This window comes from Bacteroidota bacterium, assembly GCA_018266835.1.
GTDB lineage: Bacteria > Bacteroidota > Ignavibacteria > Tepidaquicellales > Tepidaquicellaceae > JAFDZO01.
Map to the genome: position 1 here is coordinate 473,835 of JAFDZP010000002.1, position 19,911 is coordinate 493,745.

A 19,911-nucleotide genomic window follows, 5' to 3' on the forward strand; every position below is an offset into this window, starting at 1 on the left:
AGATGCAGAATAACTCAATAAATGATACCGCCCCCTCAGTCCCCCTCCTTATAAAGGAGGGGGAAGGAATGGTAAGTGAATTTTTTATTTAACAAGTATCATCTTCTTCACATCACTGAAGTTTGCTGATGTAAGCTTATAAAAATATGTTCCGCTTGAAAGTGATGATGCATTGAAATCAACAGCGTAATATCCTGCCTGCTGAACTTCATTCACAAGCTGTTTAACTTCTCTTCCAGAGATATCAAATATTTTCAGAGTAACAAAACTGTTAATTGCTAATTGATAATTGATAATTGTTGTCGGATTAAATGGATTGGGATAATTCTGCATCAATGCAAATTTATTTGGCACTCCGATAACAACTTCATTTTGTAAATCATAATATTTATAATTTCCATTGTAATCAATTTGCTTCAGTCTGTAGTTATATCTTCCGCTGTTAAGTCCGTTATCTGTGAATGAATAATTTCTTGCCGTATTGGAATTTCCTGCACCGGTTACAAATCCGACCTTTGTCCATCCTGTTCCGAATGAATTTCTTTCTATCTCAAATCCTAAATTATTTTCTTCGCTCACTGTACTCCAGTTCAGCATAACATTATTTCCGTTCACATTTGATGTGAAAGATGCAAGTTCAACGGGTAATGCATAAACTGCAGTGTTTAAATAAACTGAAATTGAACTGCTGTTACCATCGGCGCAAATTAAATCTTTCTTACCATCTAAGTTAAAATCTGATGCTGCAACTCCCAGAGGTCCGCTGCCTGCAGCGTAGTCTGTCTTATTGTTAAAAACCGGAGTTGACGAGCCGGGGGTTGTATTATTTAAATACACAGAGCAATAATCTGTGCCGCCGGAAGCATTAGTATATCCTAAATCAATTTTACCGTCACCGTTAAAATCTCCAGTGCAAATATAGTTGGCAGTCCGAGTTGTTGCAAAATCTGTTTTTGCAGAAAATGTTGGAGTCGTTGCTCCCAATGTAGTTGTGTTAAGAAAAACTGAAATCACTGAGGCGTTACCACAGGCAATATCAAGTCTTCCGTCGCCATTAAAATCTCCCGAACTAAGACCATATGCATTTCCTGTAACAGCAAAATCTGTCTTAGCAGTAAATGTAGGTGTTGATGCGCCGGGTGTTGTTGTATTAATGTATACTGAAATATTATTACCATCTCTGTTACCAACTATTATATCAGCCTTACCATCACCGTTAAGATCTGCAGCAACAATTTTATTCGGAGATGTACCGGTTGTAAAAGTTGTTTTAGCCGTAAATGATGGTGTGGTAGAGCCGGGAGTTGTTGTATTAAGTAGAACGGACATTGAAGTATTATTCATATCTGTGCATGCCAAATCCGGTAATCCGTCGCCGTTAAAATCTGCTGCGACTAAATAATTTGCTGCATTAGTAGCAGCAAAATCTGTCTTAGCTGTAAATGTTGGTGTTGATGCGCCCGGTGTGGTCGTATTAATATATACTGAAATAAGAGAAGGACCATAATTGATGCAGGCTAAATCGGGTTTACCATCGCCATTGAAATCGGCACTCCAGATACCTATTACAAATTGGTTAGCAGCAAAAGTTGTAGCTGATGAAAAAGAAGGTGTAGATGCACCCGGAACAATTGTATTCAATGATACTGAAATAGTAGAAGAGCCATAGTTGGTACAGGCAAAATCAGGTTTACCGTCACCATTAAAATCCCCGGAGCAAACATCTTGTGGAGCTCCTGTTGTAGATAAAACTGTCTGTGCAGAAAATGATGGTGCATTAGTGCTTAAATCTGTTGTATTTATAAAAACTGAAATACTGTTTCCTGTTCCGGTATTACAAGCAACATCCGGTTTGCCGTCACCGTTAAAATCTGCTACAATGGGGAAATATGGCTGTGAGGCAGTTGTATTATCTGTTCTTGCAAGTAAAGTTAATGATGATGCATTCGGAGCAGTATTATTTAAAAATACTGAAAACTGCGCTGCACCTCTCGATGCGCTTAAAATATCAGGTTTACCATCACAATTCAAATCGCCCACTCCGACTCCGAATGGAGTTGAGCCTACAGCCAAATCTGTTTTCGCTGTAAACGAAGGAGTTGCCGAACCTGTTGTTGTTGTATTTAAAAAATATGAAGCAGATGAAGAGCCTCTGTTTGCGCAGACGATATCAGGCTTACCATCAAGATTAAAATCAGCTATTGCCACTGACCATACAGTAGTACCTGCAGTAAAGTCTGCTCTTGTTCCAAAAGTAGGGGTTGAAGAGCCGACCGTTGTTGTATTAAAGAATACTGAAACCGATGCTGCGGTGTTATTAGGTACTACAACATCCGGTAAACCGTCTCCGTTTAAATCTGCCACTGCCAAGTGTGTTGGGCCGGCAGGAGTAGCGAATGCAGTCATTGCTCCGAATGTCGGAGTAGATGCTCCGGGCGTTGTTGTGTTTATGAACACTCCTATTGTGTTTGCTAACTGATTTGCAACTACTATATCTAGCTTGCCGTCTCCGTTCATATCTTTCAATACAACTGAGTATGGATTTGTACCTGTGGCAAAATCTGTTTTTGCAGACATTGTCGGAGTTGAAGCTCCGGGTGTAGTTGTATTAAGAAAAACAGATGCAGTAGCACTTGTAGTATTAACTGCAACCAGATCTAACAATCCGTCACCATTTATATCTCCGGCTGAAACGCTATGCGGAGCAGTGCCCGTAGCAAAATCTGTCTGAGCAGAAAAAGAAGGTGTAGAAGAATTAATAGCTGTAGTGTTTAATAAAATTGAGATGCCGTTTAAATTCTGATTAGCAGTTACTAAGTCCTGCTTGCCGTCGCTGTTTATATCAACAGGAATCATAAACATAGCGCCTGCGCTGGATGTTATTGTAATATCCGTTTTCGTTGTAAAAGTTACCTGCGCGAATGTTCTTTCTGTAAAGAAGCATAAAACAATAAGCGCAATGAATAACTTAACAAAAGTAAGTTTTTTGTTCATTGGGGAAAAGTGTGAATTAGTTTTTAATGATTAATATTGGTGTGACCTCGTTTAGACGAAAAATATCATTTTCAGAGTAGTATTACAATTATAAAATTTTGATGAAAATAATTCAGAAAGGTTTGCATTGAGCTGCATAAAATAAAAAGCCTCTCCTAAAATAAAGAAGAGGCATTCACTTTACGAACTTTACAAACTTTACGAACTTTACAAACTTTACAAACCTTTAAAAACTTTTTACTTAATCACCACCATCTTCTTCACATCACTAAAATTATCAGTGGTAAGTTTATAAAAATATGTTCCGCTGGAAAGTCCTGCTGAATTGAAACTAACTGTATAATATCCCGCTGTCTGATTTTCATTTATTACGTTCATAACTTCCTTTCCTGTTACATCATAAACTTTAAGACTTACAAAGCTGTTAACTGCTAATTGATAATTGATAATTGTAGCAGGATTAAACGGATTCGGATAATTCTGCATTAATGCAAACTTAGTTGGGATTCCTATCACAACTTCATTCTGCAATTCATAATATTTGTAATTTCCGTTGTAGTCTATTTGTTTCAATCTGTAAGAATATCTACCGGTATTCAATCCTTTATCAATAAAAGAATAGCTTTGTGGTGCGTTCACTGTTCCATTACCTGCCGCAAAACCTATTTTGCTCCAATCTCCTCCGAAGAAACTTCTTTCAATATCAAAGCCTGAATTATTCTCTTCCATAACTGTGTTCCAGTTCAATGTAACGCTGTTATTAACTACTGTTGATGTGAAAGATGAAATCTCAACCGGCAGAGGCAGTATTGATGTTGAAAGAAATACGGAGTAATAATTTGAACCTGTATATGCTACAGCTATATCCTTCTTAAAATCTCCGTTAAAATCTGTAACAACTAATCCGCATGGTCCGGTTTGAGTAGCCATATCAGTTTTTGGCGCAAATGAAGGAGTTAGTGAACCGGGAGTAGTATTATTCAATGATATTGAAATAGTATTAGACTGAAAATTTGATACAACTAAATCTATCAATCCGTCATTATTAATATCTCCGCTCGTGACAAAAACCGGCTGAATGCCGGTAACAAAATTTACCGCTGAAGAAAAAGAACAAGTCATTGTTCCCGGTGCGGTGTTATTCATTAAAACGGAAATATTGTTATCAGTTTGATTTGATACTGCAATGTCGGGCTTGCCGTCTCCGTTAAAATCCGCCACAGTTAGTGAAACAGCTCCGCTGCCTGCGGAAAAATCTAATTTGGGAAGAAATGAAACTGGACTCCCCGCAGGAGTATTATTTATAAAAACTGAAACGTTATTCGATGACTGGTTTACCACTGCAAAATCGGGTTTGCCGTCGAAATTAAAGTCACCTGTTTGAACGCAGCTTGGTCCGTTCCCCGTTACAAAATCTGTTTTAGGTAAAAATGAAGGAGTTGTTACTCCCAATGCTGTATTATTTATTAAAACAGAAGCTGTATTTGAAATATTATTAGCAGCAACTAAATCAGGCTTACCGTCCAGATTAAAATCTGCAGCATCTGCCCATGAGGGTCCGCTGCCAACTGTAAAATCATTCTTAGTTGAAAATACTCCTAACGCGCCGCCGGGAACAACATTGTTTCCAAAAACAGAAACTGATGAAGAATTACTGTTAGCAGCAGCTAAGTCCGGTTTGCCGTCCATATTAAAATCTGCCGAAACAACTGAATTAGGAATATCTCCTGTGAAAAAATTCCTGCGCTCGGAAAAAAGAGGATTCATAGAACCCACTCCCGCTTTATTAATTTGTACAACTACACAATTATAACTCGGGCTCACGGTTGCTATATCTTTTTTTCCGTCCATATTAAAATCCTGAGATGTAATGTATGATTGATACTCGGCAAAAGTAAAATCTTTTCTGGTGCTGAACGAAGGTGTAGCAGTGCCCAGTGTCGATGTATTAAGATACAAAACCGCAGTAGTATTCGTTCCAAGAATATCCATTTTTCCATCACCGTTAAAATCAGCATAACATATCCACGTAACACCTCCTTGAGGAATATCAAATCTTGTATGAAAATAAGGAATAAATGAACCTGCAGCCATTGTATCAAGAAAAATAGACATTGAATGGCACGCTGTCAGCATATCCGGTTTTCCGTCGTTATTAATATCCCCTACTTCAAATTGAAATGCATCGCCCGCATTTACAAAATCTTTTTTTGCTGTAAAAGTTGGCGTAGATGAACCCGGCGTAGTTGTGTTAATAAGAACAGCCAGCACAATTGTAGGCACGTGAATCATATTCGTAGCGGCTATATCAAGCTTACCGTCTCCGTTAAAATCTGCCAGCCTTGTTACAGCTGTTCCTGAATCTGTAGGGAAATTTGTTGCTGCTGAAAAGGTTGGAGTAAAAGCTCCCGCCGCTGTGGTGTTTATAAAAGTTGAAAGAAATGTTTGCCCGTAAATAGGAACTACTAAGTCCGGCTTACCGTCATTATTAATGTCTCCAACTGCATGATCGTAAGGTGCCTCTCCCGTAGGAATTGCAATAACTAAAAAGGTTGCAATTGTATCTCCCGAAGTCATCATATTTGTGAATATAGTTACTGAATTACCTAGCTCATTGCAAACGGAAAAATCCAGTTTACCATCCTGGTTAAAGTCTCCTGTTTTAATTCCTTTAGGGAATGTTCCTGATATAAAATCCTGTTTTACAGTGAAGGAAGGAGTCAATGAGCCGGAGGGTGTTTTATTAAAAAAGAGCGAAATAGTTGCAGCATTTGTATTTGCCGTTACAATGTCCGGTTTACCGTCTGCATTAAAATCACCTGCTATAAGATGCTGTGAATAAGCCCCTGCACGAAAGGGAACTCCGGCTGTAAATGTTGGAGTAAAAGAACCTGTGACAGTTGTATTAAGACATACCCGAACATCGTTTCCGCCAAATTCACCTACTGCAAAATCCGGCTTACCGTCAGTGTTGAAATCTGCTACAACAGTTCCCCACGGAGCCCAACCAAGCGGAAAACTTGTAGGAGAAGAAAATGTTAACTGGGCAGGTGTATCATTAATGATTAAAATTGAAAATAAAAGAAGAATAAGAAGGAAAAATTTTAATGTGTAAGCTTGGTTTTTCATAAGCGCTCCTTAAAAATGTAAATCATTTTTTAAGGCACCCAAGCTTGCCGTATAGCATCAGTAATCGAAAAAAACGTGAATAGAATTTATATTAAAGTTATACTTACTGAACGGTAAGAACAATTTAGAAATATTTCTCCGGTTTTATACACAATAAAAATTTCTACTTATATAAAAATAATTCCCTATACCTTCAAATAGGGAACATTCGATTGAAATAATAAAAAATGATTTGTATTATGCTTAAGTAATAAAGCAAACTTTTTCTGCTTTCAATGTACTCGTTGGGAAGCTAACATAATATACATTCCCAGCGGGGAGGTTGGGAATGAGGTATAACTTTACCGCCGTTGTTGGTCTCCTGACCAACAACCACGAGAATGTGTGTGCCTTGCAGGATGGTTGTTGGTGAAAACACCAACAACGGTGGATTGAACGGCTGAATGATGGTCGATACACAAGTCCCCCTCCTTACCAAGGAGGGGGCAGGGGGTGGTTTAACGCACTGCTTGTCATTCCCGCGAAAGCGGGAATCCAATCATGTTATTGCAACTCCGTTGTTGGTCTCCTGACCAACAACACCTGCTTGTCATTCCCGCGAAAGCGGGAATCCAATCATGTTAGATTATTACAATAATGTGAAAATTATGATGTTGTTAGTCCCCTGCTCAGTAACTATGTGCTTGTGATTTAAAATATAAAAAATGTTTACCTATTAGTACTAATGGGTAACACTGCATTTTTTTAATTGACAGATTTTTGTACGTTGCAAAGTACTTTTTTGATGGGAAAAACAGACAGAAAAATTCGAAAAGTCCTGTATTAGAATAACAGTATTTTAGAGGAAAACTTACGAGGGGGCGTAAAATTTATAATTAAGAAATCAGTAGTTTATTGGGGGCAGAATTGACATAAAAAAAGCCCTTCAGATTTTAATCTAAAGGGCTTAGATGAGTGAGACCGGGTGGATTCGAACCACCGACCTACGGCTTAAAAGGCAGTTGCTCTACCGCTGAGCTACGGTCCCATCTTACAACTAAAAATTATTTATTGGATGCTAATTTTATGCGGTTCTTAGCTCTTTCAGCTTCAATTTTAGCAATTTGCTTCTGGTGATACATGTTTTCAGCGTTCAGAATTTCTTCGGCGCGCCGAAGAGCTTGTTCAGCTCTTTCAACATTGATTTCTTCCTGAGATTCAACAGCATCTGCTAAAATAATAACAGTGTTATTATTTACCTCAAGAATACCTGAGCTGATTGCAAAGAATTGAGTTCTGCCTTCTTCAGTTACAATTTTAATTGTTCCGATTTTTAAGGAGGAAATTAAAGGAGCATGTCTGTATAAAACCTGGAAACCGCCAAGCTCTCCGGGTGCAGTAACTGAAGTTACTTTACCTGAGAAAACGGTCTTTACAGGGCTGACAATATCTAACTGAATTAATTTATCTGACATTAAAAATAAAGTCTAATCTAAAATTTGTTACTTGAGTCTTTTAAAAGATCTTATTGCATTGATTTAGCTTTTTCAACAGCTTCTTCAATTGTACCTACCATGTAGAATGCGTTCTCAGGTAAGTGATCATATTCACCGTTTACGATAGCTTTAAAGCTCTTAATGGTTTCTTCAACTTTTACATATTTACCCGGGATGTTTGTGAACTGTTCAGCAACAGAGAAAGGCTGTGATAAGAACTTCTGTATCTTTCTTGCTCTTGCTACAGTCATTTTATCTTCGTCTGATAATTCGTCGATACCGAGAATGTTAATGATGTCCTGTAAATCTTTATATGTCTGTAAAATTTTCTTTACGCTTTGTGCAACATTATAATGCTCTTCACCTACAACTAACGGATCAAGAATTCTTGATGTAGATGTAAGCGGATCCACAGCAGGGTAAATACCAAGCTCGGAGATTTTTCTTGAAAGCTCTGTTGTAGCATCTAAGTGAGCGAATGCTGTTGCAGGAGCCGGATCAGTATAGTCATCAGCAGGTACGTAGATAGCCTGGATAGATGTAATAGAACCGTCTTTTGTAGATGTAATTCTTTCCTGTAAGGCACCCATCTCAGAAGCTAAAGTAGGCTGGTAACCTACAGCTGAAGGCATACGTCCAAGAAGAGCGGATACCTCAGAACCTGCCTGAGTAAATCTGAAAATGTTATCTACGAATAAAAGTACGTCTTTATGCTGTTCGTCTCTGAAGTACTCTGCAACTGTTAAAGCTGTCAAAGCAACCCGTTGTCTTGCTCCCGGAGGCTCGTTCATCTGACCGAATACAAGTGCAGTGTTTTTAATAACGCCTGACTCGGACATTTCTAAGTATAAATCGTTTCCTTCTCTTGTTCTTTCACCAACACCTGCGAATACTGAGTAACCGCCGTGATGTTTTGCGATATTGTGGATTAACTCCTGGATAATAACTGTTTTTCCTACCCCTGCACCGCCGAAGAGACCGGTCTTTCCGCCCTTTGTATAAGGCTCAAGAAGGTCAATAACTTTAATACCTGTTTCAAACATTTCTTTCTGTGTGGAAAGATTTTTGAAAGAAGGTGCGGGTCTGTGGATTGGGTAAGTTTTCTTTGAATTTATTGGTCCTTTACCGTCAATTTCGTTTCCTGTTACATTAATAAGTCTTCCTAATACTTCGTCTCCAACCGGAACTGTTATTGGCTCACCCTGATCAACTGCTTCCATTCCTCTTACAAGTCCGTCTGTGCTATCCATCGCAACTGCTCTTACCTGAGATTCCCCTAAATGCTGCTGAACCTCGCAAACGAGAATATCTTCAACACCTTCAGTGGTTTTTCTTGGTATATGGAGCGCATTATAAATAGATGGCAATTCACCACCGGCAAAATCTAAGTCGACAACCGGTCCGATAACCTGGATTACCTTACCAATATTTTTATTTATAGCCATTAAATTAAAGTGAAAATTTTAACGATAAACACAAATATAGCCATTTTACGTGAAAGATAAAAGAGGAAAAAAGCGGGATTTATCTTCTATTTTCTGAATAAAACAAAAAATCCCCTTTTCAATAAAGAAAAGAGGATTTTTATCCGTTACAAAATGAATATTATTCCACGGTAACTGACTTTGCCAGATTTCTCGGCTGGTCAACGTTACATCCTCTGGCAGTTGCTATATAATAAGATAGGAACTGTAAAGGAATACTATTAATAATAGGCTGTAATAAGTCGTGAGTTTTAGGTACTCTTAATACATAATCAGAGTAATCCGCAATGTTATCATCGTCTTCAGTTGCGATTGTAATTATCTTTCCTTTTCTTGCTCTTACTTCTTCAATGTTTGAAATCACTTTGTCGTATGTTGCATCTTTAGTTGCAATGAATACAACCGGCATGTTTTCATCAATTAAAGCAATAGGTCCGTGCTTCATTTCCGCCGCAGGATATCCTTCTGCGTGGATGTATGAAATTTCTTTGAGCTTCAGTGCGCCTTCAAGAGCTACAGGGAAATTCAATCCTCTTCCGAGATATAAGAAGTTCTTCGCATCTTTAAATTCTTCAGCTATGTATTTGAAATAATCTTTCTTATCTATTAGCTGTTTCATTTTATATGGAAGAAGCTCAATCTCTGCTCCGATTTTTTTCATTTCATCCTCTGATATCGTTCCCTTTTCTCTTGCAATCATCATAGTCAAAAGAACAAGTGACATCAACTGACATGTAAATGCCTTTGTTGAAGCAACTCCGATTTCCGGTCCCGCGTGAATGTAAGTACCGGCATCAACTTCGCGTGCAATTGTGCTTCCTACAACGTTGACTAATCCTAATGTTGTTGCGCCGTGTTTCTTTGCTTCTCTCATTGCAGCAAGTGTATCTGCAGTTTCACCGCTTTGGGAAATAAGAATCACTACGTCATCCTGTCTTATAATAGGATTTCTGTATCTGAACTCAGATGCATATTCAACTTCTGTTGGAATTCTGCAATATGTTTCGAGCATATACTCGCCTACTAAACCTGCATGCCATGCAGTACCGCATGCAGTTATAATAACTCTCTTTGCATTGAAAATTTTATCTTTTATAGATGCTAATCCGCCGAGCTTTACTTCGCCGGTATCAAATTTGATTCTTCCTCTGTAAGTGTTCTGAACTATATCAGGCTGCTCACAGATTTCTTTTAACATAAAATGGTCGTAACCGCTCTTTTCAATCTGCTCTAAATCGTATTCAATTTCCTGAACTTCCCTGTGAATATCTTCGTCATCGATTGTTTTTAACTTTATTCCATTCCTTCTTAATACTGCATACTCACCGTCTTCTAAGTAAATAACGTTCTTTGTATGAGCAATAATAGCAGATGCATCAGATGAAACGATAATTTCATCCTGTCCTACTCCGAACATCAAAGGAGAACCTTTTCTTGCGACTATAATTTTACCTGGGTCTTCAGTGCATAAGCAAGCGATACCATAAGTACCGTCAACTTCACAAAGTGAAAGACGAACTGCTACTTCAAAATTTTTATTGTGCTTATTATAATTATAGCTGATAAGATTTACAAGAATTTCTGTATCTGTATCGGTGTGAAAAATGTAACCATCATTGGCTAGTTTTTTCTTGAGTGTTTTGTAGTTTTCAATTATGCCATTATGCACAAGATAAAACTTGTTATGCATATCGGTGTGCGGATGTGCGTTGTTATCATTCGGTTCACCGTGTGTAGCCCAGCGTGTATGCCCAATACCAACATTGCCATCGAATATTCCTACAGGAATCTGTGTTTCGATTTCTTTTATCTTGCCTGCTTTTTTGAACAGTTTTATTTCTGAAGCGGAGTTTATGATTGCCACTCCTGCGGAATCATATCCGCGATATTCTAACCTCTTTAATCCATCGACTATTATTGGGAGTGAATTTCTTTTGCCGATGTATCCGACTATACCGCACATATTTGTTTCCCCTATTATGTGTTAATTTTAGAAAAAAAATGAGCGACTCTTACCATCGCTCATTAAACATATTTATTCGTGCCGAAAAAGGGACTCGAACCCTTACTAGTTTAACCTAACCGGATTTTGAGTCCGGCGCGTCTACCAGTTCCGCCATTTCGGCCGGATTTGAACAATATAGTAAATTTTTAACTTCTTTGCAGTGTTCAAAAATAACCTGAAATCACAAAAGTTACGCGAAATTTAAAAATGTGAAAATAAATCTTAGTTAATTCATATGTTTATTTCCAGATTATGTAAAGTTGATTTTATTTGTATGTTTATTCAATTATTTATTTGAACGTAATTTGCATCTTTTTTAAAAATTTCCTCAATCTGCTAAAACGTAATAAGTATGGCTCATCGAGGGAGGATTTGTCCTGTACGCCGCGTACTTTACAATGCCAATTCCCGGCTTTACCCAGATTTCCGTATTAAATGTAATCGATAAACGGTAATCAATTCTTATGCAATCATTAAAAATTTGTTTCTCCGTTTTTACGGTTTCTATTGCCGAGCCTATAACTGCATTCCAGTCGCCATATAACCATGAGTACCCCTTTATTAAATTCTTACCGGGTATTAATAAATTTTCTGCTCCGTTATCAATAGTATAAACAGCTCCCGTGGACTCGTCAACTTTCAGACTCATCTCAGAATCTTTCTTTCCGAAGAATGGATTTGATGAAAGCGTTGCGTAGGTATAACTCCCCTCTTTTCTGACTGAGTTTACCTTAACTGATACTAACTCGGTTTCAGTCCGCGGAGCTTCATTGATGTAATTAAATGAAGAATTTTCTTTCAGCGGAAAAACTCCGCCGGATTTTTCATTGCAGGATATAAATAGAATTGCAAGTATGAAAATATATAATCTTACCAATTTTCTTTTTTAAATTTACAGCATCACAACTAATATACAAAAGTTATTTCACCCGAATAAAAATTTTTAGTTTCACCGTTTTCCAAAATTACTTTAAGGGAACCGTCTTCTTCAATATCTGATATCACCGCTTCCTCTTCTTTGGAATCTGCCACAACTAAAAACTTAACCCGTTTACCCACTAATTTACTGTTCTGCTTCCATAGAGACATAAGCTCTCCGCGTAAATTTATCAGGTGAATGTTAACATAAAAATTCTTGATGAATGAGATAAGAAGCTGTTCAATTTCATGCTTTGTTTTTGTTTCATTGGATAAAGAAGTTGCCTTGTGAGAAATTTCATCAGGAATATTCTGCTTGTTAACATTTAAGCCAATCCCGATTATAAATCTTTTCTCTTCATTATTCAATCCTGATACATCAAGAAGAATTCCGCAAATTTTCTTTCCGTTAAGCAAAACATCGTTCGGCCATTTTAAATTTATTTTTGCCTCAGAATGTTTTTCCAGAAAATTTTTTAAAGTCTCCGATAAAATATAAGACGTGTAAAAATTTACGAGGTGAATATTATCCACGCTTATTTTAAAACTTTTCACCAGTGTAAAAGTCAGGTCTTCATCGCTAGCTGCAATCCACTTTCTTCCGAACCTTCCTTTTCCTTCTTTCTGAAAAGATGTTATCACTATTCCGTTAGAGGGAAGATTATTTTCCTTCGCATATTTATTGGTCGAGTCCATCTCTTCAAAATGAACTACATAATTCAGAAGTGAATTTCTCACCAATTCATTATTTAAAAGTTCTACATTCAATCTAAGGTAATCTTATTTTAAGCATAATAATTTAATCAAAGATTAGATTAAAGGAAAAGAAATTTTCATAGAAATGTGAGGAAGGGAGGTATATGTTTAATTAAAGACAAGATCCATACATCTTAAATAATAAAAAGTTAAACTAGTTCAAGCATTATTTGATCATTAGTTACTTTCTCTTTAAAATCATGATTATGTTGTTGAATATGACTAATATCAAAGTTACAAACTAAAGCTTCAACAATTGTTCGTCGATTTTCGATATTTCCACCAGAATGATAAAAATGATCTCTCGTAACTATATTAAATTTATTCCAAAATTTATTTACCATTTCATTTTCTCTGTAATCGTTATGATGCCAAGTTGATAAAATAAATTTTGCCTTTGTTACACTTAATAATTGGAACAATAATTCTTCATCTTTTTCTTTCCAACCATTATAATAATCAACGTAACGACCATAGTAAGGAGGGTCGCAATAGATAATATCATTTTCAGTAGCTAGTGGTATTATTTCTGAAAATGTTTTGTTTAAAAAAATCCAATCAGGTTCAGGTCTTATAATTTTTGAAACATTTAATACCTGATTAGTTATTTTCGTGATATATGATTGTGCAAATCTATCCGGTTTCTTGCAAAATGGGATATTCCAATTTCCTTTTCCACCAAAACGCATCATACCATTAAAGCCAGCTCTGGACAGAAAAATAAAATCATAAGGTGAAAATTCTTTGTTAAATCTTTCTCTTACTTTTAAATAATGAGCATAGCCATTATTATCAGCTTTTCTTAAAAGCATACCTTCTTCTTCCAAATAAAATTTCATAGAGGAAGGCGTTATTTTATTTTCCTGAATTTTTTGATAAAAATTTATTATATGAGGATTTGTATCATTTAGAATTGCCTGCTTATATCTTGAATTGAAGGCAACTACTCCTGTACCTAAAAAAGGCTCGATCCATTTCCCCTCTAATTTTGGAGCTATGCCCATTATCCAAGGGACTAATTTAGTCTTAATACCTTGACTCTTAATAGGTGGAACAATCACTTTCATTTATTTCTTTTTTTTGTTTTTGCTACAATAGATTCCCAAAGATCAATTCTTCCTTTGAACTCCAAAAAATCTTTTATATTAGAAATTTTTATTGTTTTTTCATCTTTTATCATAGTTAATGTACCATAATTAATCCAATATTCATCAAACCATTCCTCACCTAATTTGCTAAAAATTCCATTTTCATTTTTTAAATCTTCAATATCTGTAATAGAACCTATGTTTGCAGTATTCCCAGAACCCTGAGAATCACTTGCAATTTTCCACTTCTCTGCTGCAAAAAAATCAAAATCTTTTATCACTGATGCAATTGATTTTAAATTTTTCACTGTAGTCACTTTTCGGGGTCCTATGTGATCAGAGTGAGATTCATAATTTTCTTGAAGTTCTTTTACTTGATAAATTTCTGTTGAATTAACATCATCACTAAAATCAATCCTAGTATATATGACTCCTAAACAATAATGTCCTATATATTCTGAATAAGGAAATTGAATATTCTTATTTTTATTTCTTTCTCTAAAATATGCGCCGTGACTTCCTAAGGTAAAACCAGCAGTTTTATGATTTCTTCTGAATGTTGTTTTTAAATCAACAGCAAATTTGATTTTTTCGTTTCCCTTCTGAACAAAAGTTAAATCAGGATACCAATTCTGCTTCTCTGCTAAAATAATACTAAAACCTAAACTTTGCGCAAATTGTAAAATTTGAGGAAAAATATGTATTTCAAGAATTTTTGAGACTATTTTAGTATCAGAGGAAATAGTATAAATATTTTTATAGATATCTATAAACCCTTTTACCGTCCAATCTCCATTTTCTGAAGATACATACTTTTCTAACTTATTAGCAAAACTATCTAATTCTCTTTTAAAGTCGGTCTTATATTTTTCCTTTTCGAATTTATCCATTAAAAAAATTTGTATAAGAATATAGAAAATTCAAATTTCAAAAAAAGTGTAACAGATAATATTCAAATAACAAAAAAGGCGAAGTGTTATGCTTCGCCTTTTTCTTTTAAACTATTTTTATTTTTATTTATTTCAAGACTACAAGTTTTTGTATAGCAGTCTCAGTTTTTATATCATCTTCTACGACCATCTTGTACAGGTAAACTCCGTTAGCTATCATATCACCGTCACTATCACGCGCATCCCATGGAATCTGATTATATCCAACATTCAACGGAGCAATAATTTCTTTAATGAGTTTTCCTGAAACAGTATAGATTTTTATTTTACAGTCATGCGGTTTTGTTTGAGCAGCAATATTGAAAACAAAATTTGTTTCGCGCGATACAGGGTTCGGATAATTATAGAAGTCTTTCACAAATAGTTCATTTGAAACCACAACATCATACATTAAGCTGTCAATTTTGGCTCCGTTATTATCAGTCAGAACAATCATTAACTGATTATCACCGAAGCTTAAGTCAGGAGTAAAATTCAGTTCAATGTTATCGGAGGAAGAGTTATCAAATCCCTTTGCTTTTATCATCTGGCTTGCTTTGCCGCTGTGATAAGGTATGTACTGCTTATTGATATAAATTTTTACATTTGATGAATCATTTGTAATTAACCCTGATGATTTTTGTCTCAATTGTTTTTCAGGAGCTTCTCCCGATGTTGATGAGAACAATGAACCTGCATCGTTAATTCTTATTTTCACTTCGGGATTTTTTCTTACGTAATCTCCGTTCTTTACCACGTTACCGTCAAAATAAACATCTGCAACCGGCATTATAGGTGTAGAAATAATTCTGAAATTTATCTGTCCCGTATTATTATAAGTGTAGAACTCATTTGCATTGCCGTAAGGAATAACTTCGGCATATATTGTTGTTGAAGTTGGAGCAATCAGCGGCGAATTATCACGCGGAATGATTATATCCTGAGTAACTTTATATGAACTATCAACTCCTACAAACGCTGATATTGTATCTGCCCGTAAAACTTTTCTTCCCGGAGTGAACGGGAAATAATACCAGTTCACATAGAACTTGTTAATATCTTTATACCCAGAGTTAAAGAATCTGAAACTTATTTTTACTTTCTGTCCCAGCTTCACAATTGAATCTTTACAATAGAACGAAGCTTTATACATTACTGCTTCATAAGGCGGATTGTATTGCGATGTAACAGTTTTCACAACCGGCGAAGGAGCAGCCGTCAGCGTATCTAAATTAAATTTAAGAACTAAATTTATGTTCGGATATGTGAACGCATTAAGTGTATCCAAACTTAGTCCTGAGGGATTGGTAACATTGCTGTAAAGCAGTGAAGAAGTATTATCTTTTTTTACACCATATACATCTGCTGTAACAGAGTTTCCGGTGCTTGTAACTTGTTCCCATCCGAATTTTTTCCAGTTCTGCGCAGGACCTAAATTTACAATTGCAGTTCCGAATGTCTTAACATATTTGACAGGAAGATATGCATTTGAAGGGCACCAGTTAGATACGCATGAATTGTTCACATTATTCCTGTGAAACTCTTCAGATATCTGTGATGAATTTGCACCTCTGTAACCGATGAAGCTCCATGTCCAGAAATTATTAAATGAAGGCAGCGAATCCGCATAAACGCTTCCGAATTGTCTGAAGGCAGCCTTGCAGGAAGCATTCATAGAATTGGAAGTTGTTACAAGAGCTTTGACTACCATTATAAAATTAGAAGAGTCAATCGCATTAAGATACGTTGCAACAGAGTCAGCCGAAGTTGCAGAATTAAATCTGAAATTTTTCAACTCCTGAATTTTCATATCAACTCTTCTTACCTTAAGGATATTTAATCCCGGGTTCAAAGATTGCCCGATATTAATCTGGCTGCTATTTACTATGAAGAATGAACTTTCTTCTCCGTTGTTACCAAGAGAATAAGCGCGCATCACTCCGTTTATTTGCGGGATGGTAAGACCGCCGGACTGGTAAACAATATTGTTGAAGTTAGCTTCGTTGAATTGATTTTTAGATTTCAGATATAGAACTATACTGGAATCTAAAGGCTCTATTCTTTCAGTTGGAGAATTTGTAAAAGTTCTTGTATTGTAAGTAAATGTCTGAGTCTGCGACCATCCTGAAATGTTTCCGTTTATAGATGCATTAGTTCTCCAGTAATAAGTGATGTTGGAATCTTTGACAGGTATTACCGTCTGGAATTTCGAAAATACACCTGTGGGGTTGTTGTTAATAAACGTAACCGGATTTGTAAATGTGTTTATCGTATCCAGCTGCAATGTAAGAGATATTGTATTTGCTGCAGGGTCACTATCGGGATTCAAACATGTAAAATAAACAGTATCAGTTTTTAAAACAGAATTGCTTACAGGTTTAAGCGGAACGAATGAATTATTTTTTAAATTAACCGGAATATTAATAACGTTGTTATTCGGGTCTTCCTGAGTGTACCAGTTATCAGGGTCTAAGCTTACTCTTACGAAATAAATTCCGAGTGTATCCAGTGAGAAGTTGTACATCACAGAATCTGCAAAACCGAAATTTCGTATTACGGTATCTCTGGATTTATAAGCAAGATTATTTTTGAGCACCTGGAATTTTACTTTCATCGAATCTGCAAATGTACCGAGGTTCTTCGGATAAGCTGTAACTCTTACATTCTGTCCTGTTACAGGATTTGCATCTGAAATCTTATAATCGGAATCTTTTATAGAAAACTCAGGATAGCCAGGCAAAATTAATTTCTGCGCGGGGTCACCGAGGAAGTTGAAGCACTCAAGAGAAATTCTCGAAGAAAAATTTGCCGAGTCACCCTTCATAATAGTAGTTGCAGATCTGAGTAAATCGCCCTGTCTTCTGAATGCGCTGTCTTTTAAAGCAGCGTAGAGATATGTGTTAATTACATTGGTTGCAGTTGTAAATGCCCATCCTGTACATCCTATATAGCCGATTGCGCCTTTATTATCATACATGAAAAACTTTTCACCAAAGCCGCGTGCAGCTGGGTCAGAATTTTTTGCAGTGAAGCAAGTCATGCTGAACAGCAATGGAAATCTTGGTCCGTTGGAAAGAAGATTCGGGTCTTCGAGCCCCTGGTCCCACGTACCGTTACCGGCGTGTCCGCTGTAGTTTATTACTAAAGCTCCGCGGTTAAAATCATTTACAATTGAATCCTGAAAATTATATGTTGTGCCGCCCTGACCGTCAATACGATAGATTTTATCTATATTACCGGCTAATGGTTTTGGCTTTATATAAGTATTTGCATAGGTATTTGAAATGCTCTGGAAATAACTTTGCTCGGATTGTGTTACGCCGCCTGTAACTAATATAAATCTCTTTGCCCATTCATCTAACGGCTGATTATTATAGTTAATTATTTTGTTCTTCATTATCTCAGCTTCTGCTACAGTGAATGCAGGCAATCTGCCGATTGCAATATTCTGAGAATAAATTGTACTGTTAAGATTGAACGTTACAAAATAATTATCACTGTTCGGGTTTCCGTAAACAGGAATAATGTTGCCGTAGAAAGTAGCAAGTGACTGTCCGTTCTTCGGGTCTAGCGAGCCTCTGCCGAACAAACATACATATTTTAATTTAGGTGTAGTCCAGTTATCGTATGCTTTTTTGAAAAATAATCTTACAGCCGAGGGATTTTCCATTCCGTAATTATATACATCATAAACATCTTCTATCTCAGCTTTAAAGCTGCGCAAACCATCGTAAGACTGCCTGTATGAACGTATTGCTTCTGCCTGTGATTCAAACAATCTGTTATACAAAATAATATAGTCCGCACCTGTTGCATTTGTCACAAGATTAGGAACAGTTTTCTGCTTTATTCTGAACGGCTTTTGTGTGATATCACCGTTTGCAATTTCCAGTTTTGCATTGGATTTAGCGTTAAATCTAAGTGTATCTGCTGAAAAACTGCTGCCGGTTATTCTGTAATTATTTCTTACATCGTAAATATTTACAGGTGAAGAATTGTTTCCGCCCGTAACTGAAAATCTTTTTGTTGTTGTATCACTTCCGCTTAAGTCAACTTTCAGTGAGCCTGCATCCAATGAAAAAGTCCTGGGAATAGATATTTCAAAGAAATCAAAATAGAACTGAATATTTAATCCGCCTGCGGGAATATAGAAAAATCTGAACTGGTTTGGAGAGCTTGTTGAAAGATATGCCGTAGGAACGGATATAGTCGTGTCCATTCTGTTAAAATCATCAGTGTAAACAGTAGTAACAAAATTTCCGTTTACATATACGTTCATCGTATGTTCGTTGTATAATGATGTACTTCTTGCCGCCGGGTAACCTGCTATCCTTACATTAAATGAAGGGCTGGAATTATCCAGCTGAGGTATCGATACATTTTTATATACTCCATAGAAAGGATTCAGGTACTGCCAGTAATATCCTTCGCCGAGAAATTTATCAACTGAAAATCTTCTGAAATCATTTACGTTTAATTGCTGTCCGAGCGAAAAAGTTGAGTCTTTTTCAAAGTGCTGGGTTTCCCTGAAATTTGCGGAAGCATAATCTACGCCTGATTCAAAAGCATAATCTGAAATTCTTAAACCGTTAGCGCCGCCCCAATCTACCCAATAAACGTTGGTATCAGAATAAATATCAAAATATTCGTTTAATGAATAAGCATAGTTTCCGACCTCGTCATAATATTTTGTCGGTCCGCCGTAGTTTCTTTGACCGTAAAAATCAAAAAAATCTGCATTATCAAATACACCGTCAGCTTCTCCTGAAAAATAAATAGGAAGCTGGTTTCCTTTGTTAAGCACTTTTACTGTTCGGGGATCTATGGTTGAAGGATCTACACCCGCTGATGCGAAATCAGTCTTGTTTATTCTGTACATGCCGTCATTGACGACATACATTTTTAAATAGGTCTTTCCGGGAGTAATCCAGTTAGGATTTTGAGAATATGAATTTTGGAATAGAACTATGCATACAAATCCTATTAGAAGGGGAATAAATTTTCTCACGACGTTTATTAATAATGGTTTATGCCTGAAATATATTAAATATACGGCTTATATGTCAAAAAACATAGTAAAATGTAGTCATCTTACTGCTATTTTTTACAAGATTAGTGACAATAAAATATTAA

Annotated in this window: 10 protein-coding genes and 2 tRNA genes; all 12 read right to left on the bottom strand. The window is 36.3% G+C overall.

Going from position 1 to position 19,911, the window contains the following annotated elements; all coding sequences use genetic code 11:
• Positions 1-84: 84 nt before the first annotated feature.
• Entirely contained in the window at positions 85-2,994 is a 2,910-nt protein-coding gene (locus JST55_03910; protein ID MBS1492628.1) for a T9SS type A sorting domain-containing protein, read from the bottom strand.
• Positions 2,995-3,231: 237 nt separating this feature from the next.
• Positions 3,232-6,123 carry a T9SS type A sorting domain-containing protein gene (locus JST55_03915; protein ID MBS1492629.1) on the bottom strand — a complete coding sequence of 964 codons (2,892 nt, stop codon included), beginning with the start codon at positions 6,121-6,123 and terminating at the stop codon, positions 3,232-3,234.
• A 955-nt stretch (positions 6,124-7,078) separates the two neighbouring features.
• Positions 7,079-7,150, bottom strand: a tRNA-Lys gene (locus JST55_03920).
• A 16-nt stretch (positions 7,151-7,166) separates the two neighbouring features.
• Positions 7,167-7,577: an ATP synthase F1 subunit epsilon gene (gene atpC / locus JST55_03925; GenBank protein ID MBS1492630.1), complete on the bottom strand. Its 411-nt coding sequence runs from the start codon at positions 7,575-7,577 to the stop codon at positions 7,167-7,169.
• Positions 7,578-7,627: 50 nt separating this feature from the next.
• Positions 7,628-9,043 carry a F0F1 ATP synthase subunit beta gene (gene atpD, locus JST55_03930; protein ID MBS1492631.1) on the bottom strand — a complete coding sequence of 472 codons (1,416 nt, stop codon included), beginning with the start codon at positions 9,041-9,043 and terminating at the stop codon, positions 7,628-7,630.
• A gap of 160 nt (positions 9,044-9,203) precedes the next feature.
• Positions 9,204-11,045, bottom strand: a complete 1,842-nt coding sequence (glmS, locus tag JST55_03935; protein ID MBS1492632.1) for a glutamine--fructose-6-phosphate transaminase (isomerizing) — start codon at positions 11,043-11,045, stop codon at positions 9,204-9,206.
• Between the two features lie 79 nt (positions 11,046-11,124).
• Positions 11,125-11,208, bottom strand: a tRNA-Leu gene (locus tag JST55_03940).
• 207 nt (positions 11,209-11,415) lie between these two features.
• Positions 11,416-11,964 (bottom strand): hypothetical protein, encoded by a 549-nt coding sequence (locus JST55_03945; protein MBS1492633.1) that lies wholly within the window; start codon positions 11,962-11,964, stop codon positions 11,416-11,418.
• Between the two features lie 29 nt (positions 11,965-11,993).
• Complete coding sequence (locus JST55_03950; protein ID MBS1492634.1) at positions 11,994-12,773, bottom strand: biotin--[acetyl-CoA-carboxylase] ligase; 780 nt, start codon at positions 12,771-12,773, stop codon at positions 11,994-11,996.
• Between the two features lie 137 nt (positions 12,774-12,910).
• On the bottom strand, positions 12,911-13,828 hold the full coding sequence (locus JST55_03955; GenBank protein ID MBS1492635.1) for a Dam family site-specific DNA-(adenine-N6)-methyltransferase: 918 nt from the start codon (positions 13,826-13,828) through the stop codon (positions 12,911-12,913).
• On the bottom strand, positions 13,825-14,739 hold the full coding sequence (locus JST55_03960) for an EcoRV family type II restriction endonuclease (protein ID MBS1492636.1): 915 nt from the start codon (positions 14,737-14,739) through the stop codon (positions 13,825-13,827). Before JST55_03960 ends, JST55_03955 begins: the two co-directional genes overlap by 4 nt.
• Positions 14,740-14,866: 127 nt before the next feature.
• Complete coding sequence (locus JST55_03965; GenBank protein ID MBS1492637.1) at positions 14,867-19,786, bottom strand: T9SS type A sorting domain-containing protein; 4,920 nt, start codon at positions 19,784-19,786, stop codon at positions 14,867-14,869.
• Between the last annotated feature and the right edge of the window lie 125 nt (positions 19,787-19,911).